The organism is Tabrizicola sp. (genome assembly GCF_034366665.1).
GTDB lineage: Bacteria > Pseudomonadota > Alphaproteobacteria > Rhodobacterales > Rhodobacteraceae > Tabrizicola.
On record NZ_JAXMMF010000116.1, the window covers coordinates 1 to 24,001 of the forward strand.

At 66.1% G+C, this 24,001-nt stretch carries 25 protein-coding genes and 1 tRNA gene; 19 read left to right on the plus strand and 7 right to left on the minus strand.

Translation table 11 applies throughout. The features are described 5' to 3' along the window. The 8 genes from U1E69_RS16310 to U1E69_RS16345 form a co-directional block, all read left to right on the plus strand. On the plus strand, positions 1-371 hold a 371-nt coding region (locus U1E69_RS16310), incomplete at its 5' end, for a S8 family serine peptidase (protein WP_416200299.1). A 381-nt stretch (positions 372-752) separates the two neighbouring features. After that, entirely contained in the window at positions 753-2,357 is a 1,605-nt protein-coding gene (locus U1E69_RS16315) for a peptide ABC transporter substrate-binding protein (RefSeq protein ID WP_322245474.1), read from the plus strand. A 66-nt stretch (positions 2,358-2,423) separates the two neighbouring features. Beyond that, positions 2,424-3,386 (plus strand): ABC transporter ATP-binding protein, encoded by a 963-nt coding sequence (locus tag U1E69_RS16320; protein ID WP_322245475.1) that lies wholly within the window; start codon positions 2,424-2,426, stop codon positions 3,384-3,386. Beyond that, complete coding sequence (locus U1E69_RS16325) at positions 3,383-4,312, plus strand: ABC transporter ATP-binding protein (protein WP_322245476.1); 930 nt, start codon at positions 3,383-3,385, stop codon at positions 4,310-4,312. The genes U1E69_RS16320 and U1E69_RS16325 overlap by 4 nt, the downstream gene beginning before the upstream one ends. A 9-nt stretch (positions 4,313-4,321) precedes the next feature. Further along, the gene (locus U1E69_RS16330; protein ID WP_322245478.1) at positions 4,322-5,251 is read left to right on the plus strand and encodes an ABC transporter permease; all 930 of its coding nucleotides are present in this window, start codon (positions 4,322-4,324) and stop codon (positions 5,249-5,251) included. After that, positions 5,248-6,105 (plus strand): ABC transporter permease, encoded by an 858-nt coding sequence (locus U1E69_RS16335; protein ID WP_322245480.1) that lies wholly within the window; start codon positions 5,248-5,250, stop codon positions 6,103-6,105. Before U1E69_RS16330 ends, U1E69_RS16335 begins: the two co-directional genes overlap by 4 nt. A gap of 1 nt (position 6,106) precedes the next feature. After that, positions 6,107-7,300 carry an aminotransferase class V-fold PLP-dependent enzyme gene (locus U1E69_RS16340; protein WP_322245481.1) on the plus strand — a complete coding sequence of 398 codons (1,194 nt, stop codon included), beginning with the start codon at positions 6,107-6,109 and terminating at the stop codon, positions 7,298-7,300. 38 nt (positions 7,301-7,338) lie between these two features. After that, a complete protein-coding gene (locus U1E69_RS16345) occupies positions 7,339-8,061 on the plus strand; it encodes a FadR/GntR family transcriptional regulator (RefSeq protein ID WP_322245482.1) in 723 nt (240 codons plus the stop codon). A 9-nt stretch (positions 8,062-8,070) separates the two neighbouring features. Here the strand turns inward: U1E69_RS16345 and U1E69_RS16350 are convergent, their stop codons facing one another. Beyond that, complete coding sequence (locus U1E69_RS16350) at positions 8,071-8,535, minus strand: Lrp/AsnC family transcriptional regulator (protein ID WP_322245483.1); 465 nt, start codon at positions 8,533-8,535, stop codon at positions 8,071-8,073. Positions 8,536-8,656: 121 nt separating this feature from the next. Between U1E69_RS16350 and U1E69_RS16355 the strand changes: the two genes are divergently transcribed. Then, a complete protein-coding gene (locus U1E69_RS16355) occupies positions 8,657-11,026 on the plus strand; it encodes a 1-deoxy-D-xylulose-5-phosphate synthase N-terminal domain-containing protein (RefSeq protein ID WP_322245484.1) in 2,370 nt (789 codons plus the stop codon). 96 nt (positions 11,027-11,122) lie between these two features. On the opposite strand, the gene U1E69_RS16360 is transcribed toward U1E69_RS16355, so the two are convergent. After that, a tRNA-Thr gene (locus U1E69_RS16360) sits at positions 11,123-11,197 on the minus strand. 112 nt (positions 11,198-11,309) lie between these two features. Here U1E69_RS16360 and U1E69_RS16365 point away from each other — a divergent pair. From U1E69_RS16365 to U1E69_RS16395, 7 genes are all read left to right on the plus strand, one after another. Beyond that, on the plus strand, positions 11,310-11,483 hold the full coding sequence (locus U1E69_RS16365) for a hypothetical protein (protein ID WP_322245485.1): 174 nt from the start codon (positions 11,310-11,312) through the stop codon (positions 11,481-11,483). A gap of 5 nt (positions 11,484-11,488) precedes the next feature. Next, the gene (gene murA, locus U1E69_RS16370; protein ID WP_322245486.1) at positions 11,489-12,757 is read left to right on the plus strand and encodes a UDP-N-acetylglucosamine 1-carboxyvinyltransferase; all 1,269 of its coding nucleotides are present in this window, start codon (positions 11,489-11,491) and stop codon (positions 12,755-12,757) included. Beyond that, on the plus strand, positions 12,754-13,227 hold the full coding sequence (locus U1E69_RS16375) for a DUF2948 family protein (protein ID WP_322245487.1): 474 nt from the start codon (positions 12,754-12,756) through the stop codon (positions 13,225-13,227). Before murA ends, U1E69_RS16375 begins: the two co-directional genes overlap by 4 nt. A 129-nt stretch (positions 13,228-13,356) precedes the next feature. Further along, complete coding sequence (gene hisD, locus U1E69_RS16380) at positions 13,357-14,658, plus strand: histidinol dehydrogenase (protein ID WP_322245488.1); 1,302 nt, start codon at positions 13,357-13,359, stop codon at positions 14,656-14,658. Positions 14,659-14,871: 213 nt separating this feature from the next. Then, complete coding sequence (locus tag U1E69_RS16385; protein WP_322245489.1) at positions 14,872-15,024, plus strand: hypothetical protein; 153 nt, start codon at positions 14,872-14,874, stop codon at positions 15,022-15,024. Positions 15,025-15,432: 408 nt separating this feature from the next. Next, positions 15,433-15,909, plus strand: a complete 477-nt coding sequence (locus U1E69_RS16390; RefSeq protein ID WP_322245490.1) for a UPF0262 family protein — start codon at positions 15,433-15,435, stop codon at positions 15,907-15,909. Positions 15,910-15,971: 62 nt separating this feature from the next. After that, on the plus strand, positions 15,972-16,367 hold the full coding sequence (locus U1E69_RS16395) for a low molecular weight phosphatase family protein (protein WP_322245537.1): 396 nt from the start codon (positions 15,972-15,974) through the stop codon (positions 16,365-16,367). A gap of 109 nt (positions 16,368-16,476) precedes the next feature. Here the strand turns inward: U1E69_RS16395 and U1E69_RS16400 are convergent, their stop codons facing one another. Together U1E69_RS16400 and U1E69_RS16405 are read right to left on the minus strand one after the other, a co-directional pair. Further along, the gene (locus U1E69_RS16400; RefSeq protein ID WP_322245491.1) at positions 16,477-16,953 is read right to left on the minus strand and encodes a hypothetical protein; all 477 of its coding nucleotides are present in this window, start codon (positions 16,951-16,953) and stop codon (positions 16,477-16,479) included. Positions 16,954-16,961: 8 nt separating this feature from the next. After that, positions 16,962-17,357, minus strand: coding sequence for a helix-turn-helix domain-containing protein (locus U1E69_RS16405; RefSeq protein ID WP_322245492.1), 396 nt, complete (start codon positions 17,355-17,357; stop codon positions 16,962-16,964). A gap of 93 nt (positions 17,358-17,450) precedes the next feature. Here U1E69_RS16405 and U1E69_RS16410 point away from each other — a divergent pair, with 93 nt between their 5' ends. Then, complete coding sequence (locus U1E69_RS16410) at positions 17,451-18,281, plus strand: NAD(P)H-binding protein (RefSeq protein WP_322245493.1); 831 nt, start codon at positions 17,451-17,453, stop codon at positions 18,279-18,281. A 28-nt stretch (positions 18,282-18,309) separates the two neighbouring features. Here U1E69_RS16410 and U1E69_RS16415 read toward each other — a convergent pair whose 3' ends face one another. Then, the gene (locus tag U1E69_RS16415) at positions 18,310-18,957 is read right to left on the minus strand and encodes a hypothetical protein (protein WP_322245494.1); all 648 of its coding nucleotides are present in this window, start codon (positions 18,955-18,957) and stop codon (positions 18,310-18,312) included. A gap of 42 nt (positions 18,958-18,999) precedes the next feature. On the opposite strand from U1E69_RS16415, the gene U1E69_RS16420 reads away from it, so the two are divergent. Next, complete coding sequence (locus U1E69_RS16420) at positions 19,000-19,704, plus strand: endonuclease/exonuclease/phosphatase family protein (RefSeq protein WP_322245495.1); 705 nt, start codon at positions 19,000-19,002, stop codon at positions 19,702-19,704. A 172-nt stretch (positions 19,705-19,876) separates the two neighbouring features. On the opposite strand, the gene ade is transcribed toward U1E69_RS16420, so the two are convergent. Beyond that, complete coding sequence (gene ade / locus U1E69_RS16425) at positions 19,877-21,577, minus strand: adenine deaminase (RefSeq protein ID WP_322245497.1); 1,701 nt, start codon at positions 21,575-21,577, stop codon at positions 19,877-19,879. A 75-nt stretch (positions 21,578-21,652) separates the two neighbouring features. On the opposite strand from ade, the gene U1E69_RS16430 reads away from it, so the two are divergent. Then, on the plus strand, positions 21,653-22,597 hold the full coding sequence (locus tag U1E69_RS16430) for a DMT family transporter (protein ID WP_322245498.1): 945 nt from the start codon (positions 21,653-21,655) through the stop codon (positions 22,595-22,597). 148 nt (positions 22,598-22,745) lie between these two features. On the opposite strand, the gene U1E69_RS16435 is transcribed toward U1E69_RS16430, so the two are convergent. Continuing rightward, a complete protein-coding gene (locus tag U1E69_RS16435; protein ID WP_322245499.1) occupies positions 22,746-23,864 on the minus strand; it encodes an aromatic ring-hydroxylating dioxygenase subunit alpha in 1,119 nt (372 codons plus the stop codon). Positions 23,865-24,001: the final 137 nt, after the last annotated feature.

A 24,001-nucleotide genomic window follows, 5' to 3' on the forward strand; every position in this document is an offset into this window, starting at 1 on the left:
AGGGCGTCATCCTGGACCCGTGGAAGGCGGTCGATCCGATGATCGTCCAGCCCGCCGACGATCCCACACTGGGCGGGCCTGTCGTGGACCTGCCCGCAGAAGGGTTGATCGCGCTGGATGCGCCTGGGCCATATGGCTACAACCCCTCGCCCTTCCGCTACCGTCCCAGCGGCAAGGGTCCGCATTTCGATGTTGGCTCGCTTTACTGCCAGTTCTCCGGCACCTCCGCCGCGACTGCGCTTGCCGCCGGGCTGATCGGTCTTGCGATCCAGGAAAGCGGAAAGTCCTCAAACTCGGAAAAGGCGCCTGAAACCCTTAAGCCGGGGAAGAAGGCCCTGACCTACGCGGAAGCCAAGAAACTTTACCGGTAGCGGGGCCTTTGAACGCATGCGGCTGCTGTGCGTGAGTCCCAGCGCCAATTCCGGCTGACGTGCCTGCACGGGGAAAGAAACGAAGCGCGCTGGGTCACCGGGCCTGGAAGGTCCCCGGCGTGGAAAGTCCCCGGCGTGGGAAGTCCCGAGCGGGTTCGCACGTCCCGGGGCAGGGGGCTGGTCGGGCTGACGATCCTCCGACCTGTGTCAGACCCGCCTGCACCTGCAGCGAATGTGACGCTTGCGCGGTCGCGGTAAATTTGTCAGACATCTGACATTGGCCTGACAGCTCAACGCCGCAGACCAGTGACGCGCCCGCATCGCACCACCCGGCCGACGTGGGGGCGCCAGCCAATAGAACGCGACACGGTGGAGGTACCGATGACATTTCTAAGACGATTGGTGGGGGTTGCTGCGGCCGCGACGCTGCTTGCGACCACCCCCCTGGCGGCCGAGATCACGATCAACAGCGCCGGCGACATGACCAGCGGCTCTTACATGGACTACATGAAGACCGTCTACGCCCGCGCCGGAAACCCCGAGATCGTGCAGCTGCCGCTGACCAGCTTCGACAACAACTTTGAGCTGCACCCAATGGCGGCCGAAAGCTGGTCGCAGTCCGAAGACGGGCTGACCTGGACCTTCAAGCTGCAGCCCGGCCTGACCTGGAGCGATGGCCAGCCGCTGAAAGCCAGCGACTACATCTTCGCCCTGCAGCGCGCGGCGACAACGGGCTATGACTTCGCCTGGTACTGGGGTTATGCCGGCGGCATCGCCAACTGGGACCCGGTGACGAAGGGCGAGGCCGATGTCTCCACCCTGGGCATCGCGGCACCTGATGACCTGACCATCACCGTCACCACCTCGGCGCCGAAGCCCTATCTGCCGGGCGTCGTGTCGCTTTGGTATCCGGTCCCGAAGCACGTCTGGGACGTCCACGGCGACGAATACGCCGCCAATGTCGAGACGATGGTGTCGTCCGGTCCCTTCCTTCTGGAAACCTGGGAGAAGTCGAACAACAAGATGACCTTCGTCAAGAACCCGACCTACACCGGGCCTTGGCCACCCCAGGCGGACCGCCTGGTGATCGACCCGTCGCTGGGCGCGCCCGAGGTCGGGCTTCCGGCCTTCATGGCGGGCGAGTCGGACTTCTCCTACCTGAACGCGGGCCAGATCCCCTTCGTCGAACAGCGCTTCCCCGGCCAGATCGCCAAGAACGCGGTCTTCGCGACCTCGTATCTGTCCTTCGACCTGGAAAGCCCGCCGTTCGACAACATCAACGTCCGCAAGGCCCTGATGTACGCGATCAACCGGGACGAGATGACCGCGACCGTTCTCAAGGACCTGGCGATCCCCGGCAAGTCGCTGTTGCCGCCGGGCTATCCTGGATACAACGAGACGATCACCAGCCAGGCCGTCTATGACCCCGACAAGGCCCGTCAGTTCCTGGCCGATGCGGGCTACCCGAACGGCGAGGGCTTCCCCGAAGTCGAGATCTGGTATCGCGACCAGGGCGGCTACAACGGGGCGATCACCGCGCCGATGCTTCAGTACCTGCAGGCCCAGTTCAAGGACCAGCTTGGCATCACGATGAACATCAAGGTCATGCCCACCCAGGAATGGATGGCCGGCCTGATGGAGCGGAAGAACAACCTGTTCCTTGCGCCCTATGAGTATGACTACCTCGACCCGTCGAACTTCTTCGGCATCTTCTACAACGGCGGCCGTCACCACCACATGGTCAAGGCCTATGACGACCTGGTGGCGCAGGCCGACAGCAACCCCGTCTGGGAAGAGCGTCTGAAGCTTTACATCGCGGCGGAACAAGTGCTGATCGACAACGCCTCCTTCGTGCCGCTGGTCCACCCGGTGACGAACGCCGTGGTCAGCGCCGATCTGAAGGGCGACGGCACGCTGCCGAACAAGCTGGGCTTCACCCCGCTGCGCCAGCTGGCCCTGTACTTCTACACGCATGTGACGAAGTAATCTTCGCAAAGACCGCCTCTTCCGGTTCCGCCGGAAGAGGCTTTCCCAATACACGCGCCCGGACACATGCCGCTTGTCGACATCCAGAACCTGCATGTCAGCTTCCCCCAGCACGAGGGCCTGGTGCAGGCCGTCCGCGGGATGTCCCTGACCATCGAGCCTGGCGAAAGCCTGGGCATCGTCGGCGAAAGCGGCTCGGGCAAATCCGTGACCTGCATGGCGGCGCTGCGCCTTTTGCGCCAGCCGCCCAGCCGCATCACCGCTGACCGGCTGATCCTTGACGGCACCGACATGCTGACCGCCCGGGGCCGCGACCTCGCGCGGGTCCGGGGCAAGGTCGCCTCGATGGTCTTTCAGGACCCGATGTCGGCCTTCGACCCGGTCTTCACCATCGGCCACCAGATCGTCGAGACGATCCGCGCCCATAGCGATGCCAGCATGGCCGCCGCCAAGGACCAGGCCATCGCCCTGCTGGACCGGGTGCGGATCAAGACGCCGGTCTCGATCCTGAACAGCTATCCGCACCAGCTCTCCGGCGGCATGCTGCAACGCGCGATGATCGCGATGGCGCTGTCCTGCCGCCCGAAGATCCTGTTCGCGGACGAGCCCACCACCGCGCTGGACGTGACGATCCAGGCGCAGATCCTGGCGCTGATCAAGGAGTTGCAGGCCGAGCTTGGGATGGGCCTTGTCATGGTCACCCATGACCTTGGCGTCGTGGCCGAAACCGTGGACCGCGTGGTCGTCATGTACGGGGGCCGCGTGATGGAGGAAGGGCCGGTAGAGGCGATCTTCGACGACCCGCAGCACCCCTATACCCGCGCCCTCCTGAACTCGATCCCCGGTCGCACCCCCGGCAAGCAGCGCCTGACCGAGATCCCGGGCCAGTCCCCGAACCCGGTCAACCCGCCCTCGGGCTGCCCCTTCCACCCGCGCTGCACCGTCGCCCTGCCGGACTGCGCCACCACCGCCCCCGCCACGCGCCCCATCGGGCCGGGACGGGCCGCCGCCTGCTGGGGGCTGACATGACCGCGCCCGTGCTGGAACTGCGCAACCTCTGCAAGACCTTCCAGCTTCCCCGCAAGGGCGGCTGGTTCGGGGGCCACATCGACCACCACGCTGTCCGCGACGTGAGCCTGACCCTGCCGCGCAACACGATCCTGGGTCTGGTGGGCGAATCCGGGTCGGGCAAGTCCACCACCGGCCTGATGACCATGCGGCTGATGGAGCCGACCTCGGGCCAGGTCCTGATCGACGGGGCCGACATCACCGCCCTGACCCCGGCCCAGCTGAAGCCCTACCGTCGCCAGATGCAGATCGTCTTTCAGGACAGCTACTCCGCGCTGGACCCGATGATGACCCTGGCCCGCATCGTTGCGGAACCCCTGCATATCCACGGAATCGGCTCGCCCAACGACCAGACGGAACAGGCGCTTGCCATGCTTACCCGTGTCGGCCTGCACCGCAGCTACGGCCAACGCTACCCGCATGAATTGTCCGGCGGCCAGCGCCAGCGCGTCGCCATCGCTCGCGCGCTGATCCTGCGCCCGCAGGTGCTGGTGGCGGACGAGCCGACCTCGGCGCTGGATGTCTCGGTCAAGGCGCAGATCATCAACCTCCTCCTCGACCTGCAGCAGGAGATGGGCCTGTCGATCCTGTTCATCAGCCATGACCTGTCGGTGGTCCGGTCCCTCACCGACCGCGTCGCCGTGATGTTCAACGGTCGCATCGTCGAGACGGCGGCCACGGAAACCATCTTCTCCGATGCCCGCCATCCCTACACCCAGGGCCTGCTGTCAGCGATCCCGGTCCTGAACCCCCGCGACCGCCGCCCGCGCCGCTTCCTGACCGCCGACGAGATCGAGCGCGGCATCCCTCGCCTCCCCGGCGCCGGGACGACCCCCGCCCTGGTCCAGGTGGCGCCCGGCCACCTTGTCGAAGCCGTCGCAGGATAGGAGGCACGGATGCTGCGCTACATCATCGGACGGCTGCTTTCGATCCTCCTGACCTTCTTCCTGGTCTCACTCATCGTCTTCCTGATGATGCACGCCGTCCCCGGCGGGCCGTTTGACGGCAACGACATGCCGGTCTCGGACGCGGTGAAGGCCCAGCTGAACGCCAGCCTCGGCTTGGACAAGCCGCTTTATGAACAATACCTGCGCTACATGTGGGGGGTCCTGCACTTCGATTTCGGCGTGCCGTTTCAAAGCCCCGGTGAAACGGTCACCGAACTTCTCGCCCGCGCCTGGCCGCCCAGCCTGATCCTGGGCGGTTCCGGCGTCCTGATCGGCGCGCCATTGGGCATCCTGATGGGCATGGCCGCCGCGATGCGCCGGAACACCTGGTTCGACTATGTCGTCTCGGCTTTCTCGACCTTGGGCCTGACGATCCCGGTCTTTGTCATCTCGATGATGCTGATCATGGTCTTCTCGGTCTGGCTGAACTGGCTTCCGGCCGGCGGGTGGGAGAAACCCTACAGCTGGATTCTGCCAATCACCGCCTATGCGGCCGTGCCGATGGCGACCTATGCCCGCTACACAAGGTCGGCGATGCTGGATGTGATGAACAAACCCTTCGTCACGGTCCTGCGCGCCAAGGGCCTGTCCGAACGCCGCATCATCTTCCAGCACGTCCTTCGCAACGCCGCCTTGCCCTTGGTCACCGTCTTCCTGCCGATGTTCATCGGCACCGCCACCGGGTCGATCTTCGTCGAGGCGATGTTCCGTGTGCCCGGCCTTGGCGCCTATTTCGTCTCGTCCATCGAACTCCGCGACTACCCGCTGGAAATGTCGCTGATCCTGATGATCACCATGATGTTCTGCGTGGCTTACCTGATCTCGGACATCGTCTACGCGCTTTTGAACCCGCGCATCCGGTTCGGGGGCAAATCATGAGCAAGACCCGCAGCCCGCTCTACTTTGCCCTGCGGCGTTTTGCCGACAACAAGGCGGCTGTCGTCTCGGCGGTGATCCTGGGGGTCATCCTGCTGATGGCGATCTTCGCGCCCCTCATCACGCCCACGGGCTATGCCGACCAGGCTTACCTGACCGAAGGGCTTGCCTTCCCCTCCGCCCAGCACTGGATGGGGGTCGACGATTTGGGCCGCGACTTCTTCACCCGGATCGTCTATGGCGCGCGGGTCTCACTCTCCATCGGCTTTTCGGCCGCCCTCTTCGCCGTCCTGATCGGCATCCCGCTGGGGGCCATCGCCGGCTTTTACGGCGGCTGGGCCGACTGGGTCGTCATGCGCCTGATCGAGCTTTTCTCGGTCGTCCCGCCCCTTCTGGCCGCGATGCTTCTGGGTGCGCTGACCAACGGCGGGTTCTTCACCATCGTCCTCATCGCCTCGCTGTTCGGCTGGGTGCAGGTCTGCCTTCTGGTCCGCGCCCAGGTGAAGGCTTTCCGGGAAAAGGAATTCGTCCGTGCCGCCCAGGCCTTGGGGGCCAGCCCCGGCTACATCATCCGCCGCCACCTGATCCCCAACTCGATCTCGCCCATCATCGTGGGCTTCGTCCTTGCCATCCCCCTGGCGATGATGCTGGAGGCCTCGCTCAGCTTCCTTGGCATCGGCGTCCCGCCCCCGGTTCCCAGCTGGGGCCAGATGATCAATGTCGGAATGGACTTCATGTATTTCTACTGGCACCTCGCCGTCTTCCCCACCCTGGCGCTTGCCGTCACAGTCCTTGCGACGACGCTTCTGGGCGACGGCCTGCGCGACGCGCTGGACCCGACCATGAAAGGCCGCTGACATGGGACAGAACCTGGCCGCCCAGTTCCTTCTCGACCCCGAAGTCACCTTCCTGAACCACGGCTCGTTCGGGGCCTGCCCCCGCCCGGTGTTCGAGGCCTACCAGCGCTGGCAGTTGAAGCTGGAACGCCAGCCGGTGGCCTTCCTTGACCCCAACCGCGGCCTCTCTGGCTGGATGCGCGAGGCGCGTGAGGCGCTGGCCGAAGTGGTCGGGGCCGATCCCGACGACATCGTCGGGCAGACCAACGCCACCGCCGCCTTGAACATCGTCGCCCAGTCGCTGCCCCTGCAACCCGGCGACGAGATCCTGACCACCGACCACGAATATGCCGCGCTGGAAAAGACCTGGGCCTATGTCTGTCGCCGCACCGGCGCGCAGGTGAAGGTCGTCCCCATTCCCCTGCCGCTCACGCAGGAAGCGCAGTTCACCGACACGCTCCTGTCCGGCCTGACCGACCGGACCCGCGTGGTCTTCCTCAGCCACATCACCTCGGCCACCGCCCTTCTGTTCCCCATCGGCCGCATCGTGACCGAGGCCCGCGCCCGCGGCATCTGGAGCGTGATCGACGGTGCCCACACGCCGGGCCACATCCCGCTGGACCTTGATGCGCTTGGGGCGGATTTCTACGCGGGTAATTGCCACAAATGGATGATGTCACCCAAAGGGGCTGGCTTCCTGCATGTCCGGCGCGAGCTTCAACCGATGCTGAACCCCCTCGTCATCAGCCACGGCTGGACCGAGGACGCCAACCAGCCCGGCGCGAAGGGGCCCTTCGGCAACTCCTCCTTCATCGACATGCTGGAGATGCAGGGCACCCGTGACCCCTCGGCCTGGCTGACGGTGCCGGCGGCCCTTGAATTCACCCGCCAGCACGACTGGGCCACCGTCGCCCGCGCCTGCCGGGCGCTGGTCCAGGACACCGCCGCCCGCGTCGCCGCGCTGACCGGCCTGCCCGCCTTTTCGTCGCCCGACTTCTGCGCCCCGCAGATGGTGTCGATGCCGGTTCCCCCTTGCGACCCCCTCCTCCTCCAGCGCAGCCTGATGGAGCACTACGGGATCGAGATCCCCTGCTTCACCTGGAAGGCGCACACCATTGTCCGGGTCTCGGCCCAGGGCTATAACACAGCCCAGGAGATGGACCGTCTGGTGACGGCCCTGACCGACCTTCTGCCCAAGCTTTCTGCCCAGGCCTGACCGGCGCGGCCCCCGCCACGCCCTATCGGAGTGACCCCATGAAGCGCGGCGCGCTGCACCTGCTGGAGCCGATCGAGACCCCGTCGCGCGGGGCCGCCGTCTTGGACGCGATGGCCGAGATGATCGAGAAGGCGGGCCTTCAGGTCGGCGACCGCCTGCCTCCCGAAGTGGCGATTGCCTCGGCCCTTGGTGTCGGGCGTTCAACGATCCGCGAGGCGCTGAACCGCTGGGAGGGCATGGGCCTGATCCGCCGCCGCCAGGGCGATGGCACCTATCTGACCGCAAAGGTCCACGCCTCGCACGGGCCGCTGCCAACGATGGTGCAGCTGGAAGGCGAAGCGATCCTGCGCCTTCTGGAGGTCCGCCGCGTCATCGAAAGCGGCACCGTGCGCCGCGCGGCCACCAATGCGACGGCCGCGCAGCGGGCCGAGATCGACACGCTTTGCACCCAGCTTCTGCGGATCATCGACGCGGGCCAGCCCTACCGCGCCGCCGACATGGCCTTCCACGCCGCCATCTGCGATTCCACCGGCAATCCGATGTTCGGCCAGATCCTGCAGCGCATGGACGAGGCGTTTGAACGGTCGGTTGAATCCCCGTTCTCCGTCCCCGGTTTCGGGCTTGCGTCCTTTCCGCCGCACCGCGACCTGGCCGATGCCATCGTGGCGGGCGACCCGGATGCCGCCGAAGCGGCACTCCACCGGATCATCGACCTGGTCGACGCCGAAATCCGCGAAATCATCGACGGCAAGAAGGCCTGACCGACCTGCTTAAAGGATGCGCGCCAGCCCGCCCTTGACGCGGCGCAAGGGGATCGAGGATTCGATGGACGCAACCCCACGCACCTTGGTCAGGCGCCCGACCAGAAACCGCTCGAACTCCCCCAAGCCACTGGTGACCACGCGCAACAGGTAATCGCGGTTGCCGGTCATCAACCAGCAATCCACCACCTCGGGGAAGGCGCTGATCGCCGCCTCGAAATGGGCCAGCGCCTCGTCCACCTGCTTGTCCAGCTGGACCGAGACGAAGACCGTCACCCCGAACCCCAGCGCCTCTTCGTCGATCAGCGCCGCATAGCCGCTGATGATCCCCGCCTCCTCCCGCCGCCGCAGGCGGCGGGCGGTGGGCGAGGGGCTAAGACCGATCCGCGCCGCCAACTCGTTGATCGTCTGCCGCCCGTCCTTGTGCAGCGCGCGCAGGATTTCGGTATCGAAGGGATCAAGGTTGGCTGACATCGGCGGGATTTCTCAGATTGGTGGCGATTTGCACCATATATACCCACACTTTCGCCCGAAAAAGCCGGAAATCATCGTAGGATTGGCCATATGCTGCGTGAAAAGGCACAGGACACCGCAGATGACCGATCTCAAGACCGTCGAACAGCGCCTTCTCTGGCTGTCGCACTGGATGATCCACCACGCCAACCACATCCGCCCCAAGGTCGACGCCATCAAGACCGGAGGCCACCAGGCCTCGTCCGCCTCGATGGTGTCGATCCTGACCGCGCTCTACTTCTCGGCGCTGCGACCTCAGGACCGGGTGGCGGTGAAGCCGCATGCCGGGCCGGTGTTCCATGCCATCCAGTACCTGATGGGCAACCTTGACCGGAACCGGATGGAAAACTTCCGCGGTTTCGGTGGCGTCCAGTCCTACCCCTCGCGCACCAAGGATGTCGACGACGTGGACTTTTCCACCGGCTCGGTCGGCCTTGGCGTGGCGCTGACCTCGTTCGCGTCGATCATCCAGGACTATGTCACCGCAAAGCCCTGGGGCCAGGGCCGCCCCCTTGGCCGGATGGTGGCGCTGGTGGGCGACGCCGAACTGGACGAAGGCAACGTCTACGAGGCCCTGCAAGAGGGCTGGAAGAACGGGTTGCGCAACTGCTGGTGGATCATCGACTACAACCGCCAGTCCCTGGATGGCATCGTCCGCGAAGGGCTTTTCGCCCGGATCGAGGCGATATTCACCGCTTTCGGCTGGGACGTAGTGCGGGTGAAATACGGCGCTCTCCAGCGCGCGGCTTTTGCCGAACCGGGTGGCAGCGCGTTGCGCGACTGGATCGACCGCTGCCCGAACCAGCTTTACGCGGCGCTGACCTTCATGGGCGGTGCGGTCTGGCGCAAACGGCTGCTCGACGACCTGGGCGACCAGGGCGACGTGACCCGGCTGATCGAAAGCCGGTCCGACGCGGACCTCGCCGCCCTGATGGAGAACCTGGGTGGCAACTGCGTCGAGACGATGGCCGCAACCTTCGCCGCCATCGACCATGACCGCCCGGTCTGCATCCTTGCCTACACGATCAAGGGCTGGGGCACGCCCATTGCCGGGCACAAGGACAACCACGGCGGGCTGATGACAAAGACCCAGTTCGACGCCTGGCAGGACCACATGGGCGTGCCGAAGGGGCAAGAATGGGACCGCCTTGCCACCATTGCAGACCCAACCGCCTTCCAGGACTGGCTGGACAGCGTGCCGTTCTTCGCTGAAGGCCCCCGCCGCTTTCAGGACGAGGCACTGCCGGTGCCAGCCATCCAGCCCCCGGCCGACCGCGAAATCTCGACCCAGATGGCTTTCGGCAAGATCCTTGACGACCTCGCCCGCGGCGACAGCCCATTGGCCGAACGGATCGTCACCACCTCGCCCGACGTGACCGGCACCACCAGCCTTGGCCCCTGGGTCAACCGCCGCAAGCTGTTCGCCCGCACTGCGCAGGCCGACGCCTTCATCGAACAGCGCATCCCCTCGACCGCGAAATGGGAGTTCGCACCCCAGGGCCAGCATATCGAACTGGGCATCGCCGAGATGAACCTGTTTCTCCTCTTGGCCGCCGCGGGCCTGTCGGACAGCCTGTTCGGCAAGCGGCTGATCCCGATCGGCACCGTCTACGATCCCTTCATCTGCCGCGGCCTCGATGCGCTGAACTACGCCTGCTACCAGGACGCGCGGTTCCTGATCGTCGGCACGCCCTCGGGCATCACCCTCGCCCCCGAGGGCGGCGCGCACCAGTCCATCGCGACCCCGCTGATCGGCCTGGCTCAGGATGGGCTGGCGGCTTTTGAACCCGCCTTTGCCGACGAACTCGCCGTCATCCTGGAATGGGCCTTCGCCTACCTGCAGCGGGAAGCCGAGGGCCAGCCCGACGAACGCACCTGGCTTCGGGACCAGACGGGCGGCTCGGTCTACCTGCGCCTGTCGACCAACCCCGTCGAGCAGCCCGGCAAGCGCCATGACGACGCCTTCCGGCAAGGTGCCATCGACGGAGCCTACTGGCTGCGGCCCCCGGGGCCGAACTGCGAGGTGGTCATCGCCTACCAGGGCGTCATCGCGCCCCAAGCCATTGCGGCGGCGGGACTTCTGGGAGACCAGAAACGGGATGTGGCCGTCCTGGCCGTGACCTCGGTCGACCGGCTGAACGCAGGCTGGACCGCCGCCGCCCGCGCCCGATCACACGGGAGCCACCAGGCCCTGTCGCATGTCGAACGGCTTCTGGCGGGCCTGCCGTCGCATTGCCTTGTGACAACGGTCATCGACGGACACCCCGCGACGCTGGCCTGGCTTGGGTCGGTCCTCGGCCACCGCACCCTGTCGCTCGGGGTCGAACATTTCGGCCAGACCGGGACCATCGGCGATCTTTACAGCCACTACGGCATCGATACCGCCAGCATCGTGAAGCGCATCCTGGACACCCGTCCCCCCCGCCGGCCTGGTCCACGGCCTTTACCCTGAACAACTGGGGTCACCCGGCCACGATCCAGCCGCTGGCGCAGCCAATGGCAACACCCGCTTGGGCTTGAGGGTCTTCTTCCGGATCAAGGGGCTAAATGGTGCTGCAAGAGAGGATTGAACTCTCGACCTCTCCCTTACCAAGGGAGTGCTCTACCACTGAGCTACTGCAGCGCCGTTGGTGGGCGGGTGATTAGACGCAATCGAAACGGGGCGCAAGGGGGTAAGGGCGGGAATTCCGACCGTCTCTGGACCCATCCGCGCCCTTGAGGTAGAAGCCATCCCCATGCGCAGCCCCTCGGACCCGCCCGTTAGCGAAAAGGCCCGGAAACCTGAACGCGCCCTGAACCGGGAAGACCGGCTGAAGGCGGCGCTCAAGGCCAACATGGCGCGGCGGAAGGCACAGGCACGGGCTCGGACCGCCGAAGACGCGGCCGGGACAACCAAGGACGAGGAGTAGGGCGGATGGATTCGATTCTGGTGCGCGGCAATGGGGCCCTGTCGGGGGCGATCCCGATCGCGGGGGCGAAGAACGCCTGCCTGACGCTGATGCCGGCGACGCTGCTGTCCGACGAGCCGTTGACCCTGACCAACGCGCCGCGCCTGTCGGACATCCGCACGATGACCCAGCTGCTGCAGTCGCTTGGGGCCGAGGTTGCCAGTCTGCAGGACGGGCTGGTGCTGGCGCTGTCCAGCCACTCGATCACCAACTTCAAGGCCGACTACGACATCGTCCGCAAGATGCGCGCCTCGATCCTTGTCCTTGGCCCGATGCTCGCCCGTTACGGCCATGCCGTCGTGTCGCTTCCGGGGGGCTGTGCCATCGGCGCGCGCCCCGTGGACCTGCACCTCAAGGCGCTGGAGGCGATGGGCGCGGATCTTGAACTGCGGGACGGCTATGTCCATGCCAAGGCTCCCGGCGGGCGGCTGAAGGGCGCAGTGGTGGAATTCCCCTTCGTCTCGGTCGGCGCCACGGAAAACGCGCTGATGGCCGCCACGCTGGCCAAGGGCACCACGGTGATCAAGAACGCCGCGCGCGAGCCCGAGATCGTCGATCTGGCCCGCTGCCTGAAGAAGATGGGCGCGAAGATCGACGGCGAGGGGACCTCGACCATCACCATCGAGGGCACTGACCGACTGGGTGGGGCGACTCATCAGGTCGTCACCGACCGCATCGAACTTGGCACCTACATGCTGGTCCCCGCGATCTGCGGCGGCGAGGTGGAGTGTATCGGCGGCACGCTGGATCTGGTCGCAAGCTTTGCCGAAAAGCTGGATGCGGCGGGGGTTTCCGTGACCCAGACCAACCGGGGCCTGAAAGTGTCCCGCAAGAACGGCCGCGTGCGCGCGGTGGACGTGATGACCGAACCCTTCCCCGGCTTCCCCACGGACCTGCAGGCGCAGATGATGGCGCTTCTGTGTACCGCCGACGGCGTTTCGGTACTGGAAGAAAAGATCTTCGAGAACCGCTTCATGCATGCCCCGGAACTGATCCGCATGGGTGCAAGGATCGACGTCCACGGCGGTACCGCCACCGTGACCGGGGTCGAAAAGCTGAAAGGTGCGCCGGTCATGGCCACCGACCTGCGCGCTTCGGTCTCGCTGATCCTGGCGGGGCTCGCCGCCGAGGGTGAGACCGTCGTTTCCCGCGTCTACCACCTGGATCGCGGCTATGAGCGGGTGGAAGAAAAGCTGCGCGCCTGCGGGGCGCATATCGAACGGATCAGCGCATGACCGACGCCCGGTTTCAGGACGGCGGCGAAGAGCCTTTGCGGTTGGTGGCCCAGGACGCGGATGACCTGCAGGTCATCTCGACGCTGATCCAGGACGCCGTCTTTCCGGTGACGGAACTGAAGTTCGATGCAAAGCGGCACCGCTTCGCCATCCTTCTGAACCGCTTTCGCTGGGAAGACCGGGTCGAGGCGGAACGCCTGGGCCGCGCCTATGAGCGGGTCCGTTCGGTGCTGGTGGTTGAAGATGTGCGAAAAGTGCAAACCCTGGGCTTTGATCGGGCCGACAAGGACCTGGTGTTGTCGCTTTTGTCCATGTCCTTCGAACCGGGCCTGGACGGGACGGGCCGCCTGACGCTGGTGCTGGCGGGTGACGGGGCCATTGCGCTGGACGTCGAGGCGCTGGAGGTCCTGCTGGACGACGTGACCCGGCCCTATCGGGCCCCCTCGGGCAAGGCGCCGCACCACGAGTGATATCGGGCACCGGAGCCTGCAAAGGCTCCGACACGATGTCTTCGAAGACATCGGGTGTGACGCTCTCGGCTTGAGGCCAATGCCCACGCGCGCTATCTGGTCCTCGACCGTGATGCCCCGGAGGCCCCGATGCCTGTCTTCCTGAACACCGCCGACCCGGACTTCGAACCTGCCTTCGCCGCGCTCCTGGGCCAGAAGCGGGAAGAGGCCGAGGATGTCGATCAGGCTGTTGCGGCCATCATCGCCGATGTCCGGGCGCGGGGTGACCAGGCGGTCATCGACCTCACGGGCCGCTTTGACCGACTGACGCTGACGCCGCAAACGCTTGCCTTCACGCGCGACGAGATCGAGGCCGAGGTCGCCAAGGTCTCGGCCGGGGATCGTGCGGCCCTTGATCTTGCCGCCACCCGCATCCGCGCCTACCACGAACGCCAGAAACCGCAGGACGAAAGCTGGACTGACGCCATCGGTGCCACCCTCGGCTGGCGCTGGACGCCGGTCTCGGCGGCGGGGCTTTACGTGCCCGGCGGCACCGCCTCCTATCCGTCCAGCGTGCTGATGAATGCCATCCCCGCCAAGGTCGCTGGTGTCGAACGGCTGATCATTGCCTGCCCGACCCCGGACGGCAAGGTGAACCCGCTTGTCCTGCTGGCCGCCCAGATCGCCGGGGTTGACCTGATCTACCGCATCGGCGGTGCGCAGGCCGTGGCCGCCTTGGCCTACGGCACCCAGACCATCGCCCCCGTCGACAAGATCACCGGCCCCGGCAACGCCTTCGTCGCCGCCGCCAAGCGCCGGGTCTTCGGGCGCGTCGGCATCGACATGATCGCCGGGCCGTCCGAGATCCTGGTCATCGCCGACGCCGACAACGACCCCGACTGGATCGCGCTCGACCTCCTCTCACAGGCCGAACACGACGAAAGCGCGCAGTCGATCCTGATCACCACCAGCGCCGCTTTTGGCCAGGCCGTCGCGGATGCCGTCACCAAGCGCCTTGAAACGCTGGAACGACGCGCCATCGCCGGGGCGTCCTGGGCGCAAAACGGTGCGGTGATCGTCACCCGCAGCCTGTCCGAGGCGGCACTGCTGTCCAACCGCGTCGCCCCCGAACATCTGGAGCTTTGCGTCGCCGACCCGGACGCTCTTGCGCAAGAGATCACCCATGCCGGTGCGATCTTCCTGGGCCAGTACACGCCCGAGGCCATCGGCGACTACATCGGCGGACCGAACCACGTTCTGCCCACCGCGCGGTCGGCACGCTTTTCCTCGGGCCTTTCGGTCCTGGACTTCATGAAGCGCACCACGCTGGCGAAGATGACGCCCGAGGCGCTGAAGTCCATCGGCCCCGCCGCCGAGCGGTTGGCGCAGTCTGAAAGCCTGCAAGCGCACGGGTTAAGCGTCCGCGCCCGGCTTGACCGGCTGAACGGGTGACCTGCGGATCGGTGCAGTCGTAGCGCAGCCTGCGGCTTGCCGGGCTTTGGGTCTGTGGGGCAGGGTGGACCGAACGGTCTAAGGCCCCCTGCTTGGGCATTATTGCGCGCGCAACCCGAACCCGCGGCTGGCCATCGCCGTCGCCCGCCAGATGAACACCCCCGTGAGGCTGGACTGGGCCGCCCCTTCGCCCCCGACCAGGCCAAACGGTTCGTGCAGCTTAACCCGACCCAGCGCATTCCGATCCTGGTCAAGCACGGGGCCGAGCCGCTTTGGGAAGCCGACGCCATCGCCTGCCGCCTGTCGCAGATGGTCGGCTCGGATTTCTGGGGGCAGAGAAGCGCGCAGCCCGACATGATCCGCTGAGCAAGCTGGGGGAAGGAAAATTTCGTCCGGGCCTGTGACATGGTCCAGTTCGAGCTGGGGACGAAGCGGCGGTCCGGGATCGGCCCCACCGGCCAAGGTGGGCACGGCGCTGTTCCAGAAGGCCGCTGTCCTTCTGGACCGGCATCTGGAAACCCGTGACTGGCTGACCGGAACCAAGCCCAGTCAAGCCGACTTCCGCATGGCAAGCTTCCTGCCCTTCAACGCCGTCATGCGCCAGCGGCTGCCCGACTATACCCCGCGTCAGCCGTCTGGCATGCCCGGCTTGAGGCCATCCCCGCCTGGGCTGACCCCTTCGCGGGCCTTGATGCCCCCGATCTGCCCCCCATCCCCGCTTGACCCAAGCCCCCCCGGCATTGCATCACGGGCGCCAGCCCCCGGGGACCAGACATGAACCGCATCTGCCAGATCGACATCGACGAAAAGGGCCTGGCCCGCCCCACGCCCGAGATCGAACAGGAACGCCGCGTCGCGATCTATGACCTTCTGGAGGAGAACTCCTTCATCCCCGCCCGCCGCCCCGACCGCGAGATGCCCGAGGGGCCGTACCGCGTCCTGCTGGCGATCCGTGAGGGCCGCCTTGTCTTCGATATCGCCACGGAAACCGGAGAGAAGGCCGCCGAGTTCCACCTCTCGCTTGGGCCGTTCCGCCAGGTGGTGAAGGACTACTTCCAGATCTGCGAAAGCTATTTCGACGCGGTGAAGCGCCTGCCGCCCAGCCAGATCGAGGCGATCGACATGGCCCGGCGCGGCATCCACAACGAGGGCGCCTCGATCCTGCGCGACCGGTTGGAGGGGAAGGCCGAGGTCGACACCGACACTGCGCGGCGCCTTTTCACCCTGATCTGTGTCCTGCACTGGGGCTGAGCTTGGGCGATTTCCCGCAATCGGTTCTGTTCTGCTGCGACCACAACGCCGTGCGGTCGCCCATGGCCGAGGCGCTGATGAAGCAGATGTACGGCCAACGCGCCTATGTCCAATCCGCGGGCGTGAAGAACGACATGGAGGTGGACGGTTTCTCCGTCGCCGTCTGCCAGGAACTGGGAATCGAGCTTTCCCGCCACCGGTCGCGGTCCTTCGATGAGATGCAGGACTGGGGCGACGACCTCAGCCAGTTCGACCTGATCATCGCCCTTTCCCCCGCCTCGCAGCGCATGGCGCTGGAGCTGACGCGCTTCCACCACCTCGACATCGAATACTGGCCGATCCTCGACCCCACCGGCTTGGGTGAAACGCGCGAGGCGAAACTCGCCGCCTACCGCCAGGCCCGCGACCAGATCAGGACACGGATGCTGGAACGGTTCGGCCCGCCGACCGAGGACTGAAAGCGGGCCGCAAATGTCAACTGCGAGGCCCTTGGGTTTCTGGGGAAGTTGGCTGCTTTTCGGCCGATCATCGAGCGGGAATTGGCCGGCGCAGCTTGGCTGCACTCCATTAGCGACAGTCAGACTCATTCCAGAAACTGGCAGAAAAGCTTCTTTTGCCGTCAATGCTTTGCAGTTGGACCAAGGCACCGCCGTCACCTGTGATGAAACGAGCATCAATGGTAGAAATGATCCCAGTTCCCGAAGGCACGCTCAGAATCTGAGTTTCAGGTTCGCCAAACTTGACGGTCAATGAAAACACCAGTGCCGTAAACTCCTCAAGATCGCCGTTCAGTCGCTCCGTGATCGAGGTTACTGTGTCGCCGCAGACAAAAAGCGTCTGGCCTGTTTCGGCTACGCTCCAAGATCCTGGCAAGTCGTCAGAAAGTGGCGCGAGTTTGAACCCGTTTGCCACAGCGTGCTTTTGTGCATCTTCAAACGAGCTTCCCAAAACAAAGCCGTGGTGCATTCCGGACTCGTCAGCCAGGGCGGCAGAGGCAACAAGCAGACCGAAAATCGTCGAAAGTTGAAACAGTGATTTGCGCATGCCCACCGTTACTCCGCCGCCACCCGCACCTGCCCCGCCATGATCTCGGGCAGCGCCCCCTCGATCCACCCGACCAGTGCCACCACATGGCGCGCAGCTTCTTGGCCCAGGGCGGTCAGTTCATAATCCACATGCGGCGGCACCACTGGATGCGCCGTCCGTAGCACGAACCCGTCCGCCTCCAGGTCCTTCAAGGTCTGGCTCAGCATCCGTTCACTCACACCTGCCACCTTCCGGCGCAACTCGGCAAAACGGTGCGGGCCGGTCGCCAGGGCCACCATCACCAGCGCGCCCCAGCGGTTCGTCAGATGGTTCAGGATGATCCGCGACGGGCAATCCGCGGCCAGCACGTTTCCCAGCTTCCAGCCCTCCAGAAGGGCCTGTGCTTTTTTGTCAGTGGTCACGTGCGGCCCTTTTCCATACTAACAAATTTGTGCGTACTTCCTTATCGTAAGTATACCCCGTATCTCTGCCCCGTCAACAGCAGGAGAGATACCATGACCATCGCCGTCACCGCAGCCACCGGCCACCTTGGCCGCCTTGCCATCGCCGCGCTCAAAGCGCGTGGTGCCACCCCCGTCGCCCTTGCCCGCAGCCCGGAAAAGGCCGCCGATCTGGGCGTGGAGGTCCGCGCCTTTGACTACACCACCGCTGATCCAGCGGCGTTGAAAGGGGTGACGACCCTCGTCCTCATCTCCTCAAACGATTTCAATGACCGCGCGGGCCAGCACCGCCGCACCATCCAGGCCGCGAAACAGGCCGGGGTCAGCCGCATCCTGTACACCTCGATCCTGAAGGGCGACGCCTCGCCCCTGATCCTGGCGCAAGACCACATCGCCACCGAAGCCGCAATTCGCGATGCCGGCATCCCCGCCACGATCCTGCGCAACGGCTGGTATACCGAGAATTACACCGGCGCGCTTGGTGCCGCCCTCGCCCACGGTGCGATCATCGGCGCGGCTGGTGGGGGCCTCGTCGCCTCCGCTGCCCGCAAGGATTACGCCGAGGCGATTGCAGTCACCGCCCTCGACGCATCTCATGCGGGGAAAACCTATGAGCTTGCGGGCGACACCGCCCATACCGGCGCCGACTTCGCCGCCGCTGTGGCCAAGGCTGCGGGCAAGCCGGTCGCTTACGTCAGCATGCCGCAAGCGGATTACGCGAACGCCCTGATCGGCTTCGGCCTGCCCGAAGGCTTTGCCCATATCCTCGCCGACAGCGATGCCCGGGCTGGCGAAGGTGCGCTGAACGACACCAGCCACACCCTCAGCCGCCTGATCGGCCGTCCGACCACACCGATTGCCCAGACCATCGCGGCCGCGCTTTGACCCGGCAAGGGGGGCCAAACGCCCCCCTTCACCCCCGCGTCTTCCGGGCAAAGACCTTCCTGAACCGCGCCCGGTTGGTCTCGATGAACAGATCGAAGGGCGCACCCAGCCGCCCCGCCCGGCCCAAAAGGTAGATCACCCCCGCCCCTGCGGCCAGCGCGGCCCCCAGCGTGTTGACGATGAAATCCCCCATCGTGTCCGGCAGCCCCGACTTCATCATGTTGAAGCCGAAAAGCGTGTCCATCGCGAACTCGAACAGCTCCCACACCACGCCCACCGTCATCGCAAGGCAAAAGGAAAGGACCCCCAGGGCCCAGGGCGGGGCGGCATAGCGGTCGCCCTGGAACAGCAAGAACACCAGCAAGAACCCCAGGAAGCCAAAACCCATCGCGGACCCGAAATGCAAGGCAAGGTCCCACCACCAGAACCGGTTGTAGAAATCCTGTACCTCGCCCAGATACAGCGTCGCCAGCACGAAGAGCGCGATGGCGGCCAGGAAGCTGGGCGGGAACCGCAGACCGACCCGGCTGGCCAGAAGGCCTGGCAGCAGGGTCAGCGCCAAAGCCGCCAGCGTCACGAAGACGGCAGGCCAGACCCCGCGCGCCGCCGCGACCAGGGCCTCGACCGCCAGCAGCAACCGGATGCCGTTCAACACGATGGCCGATGTCGCTGGCACTTCCCCTCTCCCGCTGCGGGTCCTGTTCCCTATATTGGGCGCATGAGCCCTGACTCCAAGCCCAGCCTCCGCATCGCCTCATGGAACATCCGCAAAGGCCTTGGCACCGACCTGCGCCGGGATGCGGACCGGGTCTTGGCCGGGATCGCCGCCCTTCAGGCCGACATCGTGGCGCTGCAAGAGGCCGACTTCCGCCTGGGCGACCGGCCCTCGGCGCTGCCGCGCGACCGGATCGCCGCGGCCACCGGGCTCGAGCCTCTGTCCATCGGCCGCAATGCGGTCAGTCTTGGCTGGCACGGCAACGCCCTTCTGGCGCGGCCGGGCATCCGGGTCTGTGGCCTCGAACACCTCGACCTGCCGGGGCATGAGCCGCGCGGCGCGGTGATCGTCGATCTCGACACGCCCGCACCGCTGCGGATCGTCGCGGTGCACCTTGGTCTTTTCCGCGCCGCTCGCCGCCGCCAGCTGGACGCGATCCGCGCGGCCCTGCAACGCCATTCGCTGCGGCCCACGGTGATCCTGGGCGACTTCAATGAACGCTCGCAGCGCGTGGGCCTTGGACGGATTGCCGGGTCCTTCGTGATCCTGCCGACGGGCCCCACCTTTCCCTCGCGCCGTCCCTTCCTGCCGCTCGACCGGATCGTTCATTCCCCGGACCTGGACCTGATCCCCCTGACCCATCCCCGCAGCCGTGGTGCGCAAGCCTCTGACCACCTGCCGCTCCTGGCCCAGCTGCACTGGCGCTAGACGCTCCCCCTCCCAGCCTTTCACATTTGCCCAAATATCCCCGCCGGAGGCCCTTCGCCCGAGCGTTTTTGCGTCCTTCACGCAAAAACGCGAGACAAAAGACGTGCGCGCCAGCGCTCCTTTCGAAAACCGCCCCAACCCCGTGCGACGGACGCCGTCTTGCCAGACGCGATCAGGGCATCACTTCGAAGCGATCGACGTCGACCATCCCCATATCGGTGATCTTCAGGTGCGGGATCACCGGCAGCGCCAGGAAGGCCAGCTGCAGGAAGGGTTCCTCCAGCACCACCCCCAGCGACGTCGCCGCCGCCCGAAGCTTGACCAGCTCGTCGCGCACCTCCTCGAAGGTCCCAAGGCTCATGAGCCCCGCGACCGGCAGCGGCAGTTCGGCGAGGACCCGGCCCCCCTCGACCACGACAAAGCCCCCCTCGATCTCGACCAGCCGGTTCGCCGCGACGGCCATGTCGGCATAATCCGCCCCCACCACCGCGATGTTGTGGTGGTCGTGGCAGACGGTCGAGCCGATGGCCCCCCGTTGCAGCCCAAACCCCTTCACGAACCCTGTCGCCCGGTTCCCGTTCACCCCATGCCGCTCGATCACCGCGATCTTCACCAGGTCGCGGGCGAGGTCCGGCCGCTTGTCCCCGTCCTGCGGGGCGATGTCATAGGTCAGATGCTGGGTGATGATCTTGCCCGGCAGGATGCCGATCACCGGCGTCTCGACGCGGTTGCCCCCGGTGCGGAACTGCACCGCCTCGATCTTCGCCGACTTGACCGAATGCCGCGCCACCGGCTCGGTCGTCCCCCGCGCCGCAAAGGCCGCGTCGTCGGCAATCACGCCCCCCGCCAGCACCAGGGACGCATGGCACCCCTCCAGACTGTCGATCACCGCGATATCGGCCCGTTTGCCTGGCGCGATCAGACCGCGGTCCTTCAAGCCGAACGCCTCTGCCGCCGACAGCGAGGCCGCACGGTAGACCGCCAGCGGCGGCGCCCCCAGACCGATCGCGGTGCGGATCATGTAGTCCAGATGACCGTGCTCGCCGATATCCAGCGGGTTGCGGTCGTCGGTGCAAAGGCACAGGTAGGGCGAGAACCGTTCCGTCAGCAGCCCCGCCAGCGCGTGGAGATCCTTCGACACCGACCCCTCGCGGATCAGGACCCGCATCCCCTTGCGCAGCTTTTCCAGCCCCTCGTCATGGGTGGTCGCCTCATGCTCGGTCCGGATGCCCGCCGCGATGTAGCCGTTCAGGTCGTTGCCGCGCAGCAGGGGCGCGTGGCCGTCGATGTGTCGGCCCTGAAACGCCTCCAGCTTTTCCAGACACCCCGCATCCTTCATCAGGACGCCGGGGTAGTTCATGAACTCGGCCAGCCCGATCACCTTGGGGTGGTCCCTGAACGGCGCAAGGTCGAAGGCCGACAGCCGCGCGCCCGTCGTCTCCATGTGCGTCGAGGGCACGCAGGACGACAGCTGCACCCGCAGGTCCATCACCAGTTGAGACGCTGACTCAAGGAAATACCGGATACCCTTGATCCCGCAGACATTCGCAATCTCGTGCGGGTCGCAGATCGCCGTCGTCACCCCGCGCGGGGTCACGCAACGGTCGAACTCGTGCGGGGTGACGAGCGAGCTTTCGACATGCAGATGCGTGTCGATGAACCCCGGCACCAGCACGCGGCCCGAGACGTCGATCTCGCGCCGCCCCGCATAGGTCCCGAACACCCCCACGATGGTATCGCCGCAGATCGCCACGTCGGTTTCCACCAGATCCCCGGTGATCAGGTCGAAGACCCGGCCCCCCTTCAGCACCAGATCGGCAGGAACCAGGCCCCGGCCCTGATCAATTCTGTCGGCTAGCGGCGCTTTCGGCATGGCATTCTCCTTTCCGATCAGGGAACCTGAAACCGCACCCCGCGTCCAGCCATACCGATCTTGCGGACCCTGTCGATGGAACCTGCCCAGCCTCGCCCGACGCGACCCCTTCGGGGGATCACTTTCAAACTGTGCTCGGTCATGGTGTTCATCGTCATGGCCTCGCTGATCAAGGCGACCTCGGCGCATGTCCCTGCGGGGCAGGCGGTGTTCTTCCGGTCAGCCTTCGCGATCCCGGTGATCATGCTGTGGCTGGCCTGGCGCAGGGAACTTGGCACCGGCTTGCGCACCGCGAACCCGATGGGCCATCTCTGGCGCGGCGTGGTCGGGACTGTCTCGATGGGCCTGGGCTTTGCCGGCCTTGGCTACCTGCCGCTGCCCGAGGTGACCGCCATCGGCTACGCCGCCCCGCTGCTGACCGTCATTTTCGCCGCGATGTTTCTGGGCGAGGAGGTCCGGCTTTTCCGCATCTCCTGTGTCATCCTCGGTATGGTTGGCGTGTTGATCGTTCTGACGCCGCGACTGTCGCTTGGGCCGGGGACCGCCAGCGTGACCGAGGCCTTCGGCGCGACGCTGGTCCTTGGCAGCGCCGTCTTCGCGGCCCTGGCGCAGGTCTTCGTGCGCAAGCTGGTGAACACCGAAGGCACGGCGGCCATCGTCTTCTACTTCTCGCTGACCGCAACCACGCTGTCGCTGGTCACCTTGCCCTTCGGCTGGGTCTGGCCCACCCCTTTTGAGGCGGGCTTGCTGGTCCTTGCAGGCCTGCTGGGCGGGGTCGGGCAGATCCTTCTGACCTCCAGCTACCGCGAGGCGGATGCCTCGCTGGTGGCGCCCTTCGACTATGCCTCGATGATCTTCGCGCTGGGCATCGGCTACTTCATCTTCTCCGAGGTGCCGACCTGGACAATGCTGGGCGGCGCCGCACTGATCGTGACGGCGGGCATCCTGATCATCTGGCGCGAACACAAGCTGGGCCTGGAACGCGCCCGGCAGCGCAAGGCGATGACACCGCAGGGATAGAGGACGCTCGTCGAGCATTTCATGCACTCCTCGCCGGGGCGGACCCTCGCGAGGAGAAGACGAAGTCGCACGACGAGCCGCCCAAAAGACCCATCCGCCCAAAAGACCCAGCCGCCCGAAAGACCCAGCCCGTCAAAGACCCAGCCCGTCAAAGACCCAGCTTGTCCACCACCCAGACCCCCATCGCCTGCACCATGTCATCGCGCCACGACAGCGGGCCGGGCCGGTACAGCGCCGATCCCAAGGCGCGCTGCTGTTTTTCCAGAATGCCCACATCTTCCTTCGCGACCCGCTCCCACCGGTCGTAATAGGGCGCGGCCCGGGCCTCGAAGTCAGGCAGCGCCAGCCGGTCAGCGGGGAAACAGCCGCCGACCTCCAGCACCGTTCGGCCCTCAGAGACAGGACGCGTGTTCAGCCACCACAGGCAATCCTGCGCCACGGCGAACTGCACGGTGGGGAAGACCACGGTAAAATAGGTGCCCAGCTGCGCCTCCTCATCCAGCCCCTCGATCGGCGGGAACGGGGGCTGGTCGCTGCCCAAGGTGGCGATGGAACGGCCAGAGATCACCTTGATCGCGATCCAGTCGCCCCGTGTCGCAGGCGACCGCGACTGCTGCGCCCCCACCGTGTCGCGGTGGACAATGCCGGTGTGATAGGTCTCGACCGCGTTTTCCAGGATCAGTTTCCAGTTGCAGGCCACATCCAGCGTCGCGGCCCAGGTGCACCGCATGTCCCCCAGCCTGTGGCTGGCCATCCGGTCGGGAAAGTCGCCCAGATGCTCCCGCAGGGTCGGGCCTTCGCGGGTGAACCGGGCGAAGACGAAGCCCTCCCACTGGTCCAGGTCCAGCGCCACCAGCCCGTTCTCGACCTTGTCGAACCCTTCCGCGTCCTTCATGTCCGGGCAGCCGTACAGGCGGCCGTCGTTCAGGTAGCTCCAGGCATGGTAGGGGCAGGTGATGCGACCGCCGACATTGCCCCGGCCTTCCAGCAGGATGGACCCCCGATGGCGGCAGTAGTTGGCAAAGCACCTAAGCTGCCCGTCAGTGCCGCGGATCAGCACGATGGGCCCGCCGGGGCTGTCGAAGGCGCGGTAGTCGCCGGGGCTTGGAAGCTCCTCGGCCCGGGTCAGGAAGAACCAGTGTTTCAGGAAGACCTGATCGCGTTCGGCCCGGAAGATCGCGGGATCGGTGTAGAACCCGGCAGGCATCGACCGCGCGCGGCTCAGGGGCTGGGTCGCGGCTGCAATCTCGGCGCGGTCAAGGCTCATCGGACACTCCCGGTTTCCCGTTGGTCCACTGTGCGACCAGGTCGGCAGGCTGGCAAGTCCGCGCGCATTTGGCCCGTGCAAATGTCGGGCAGGGGGCCTAAACTTGGCCAGGGCCGCGTCGGCCAAAGGGGAGACTG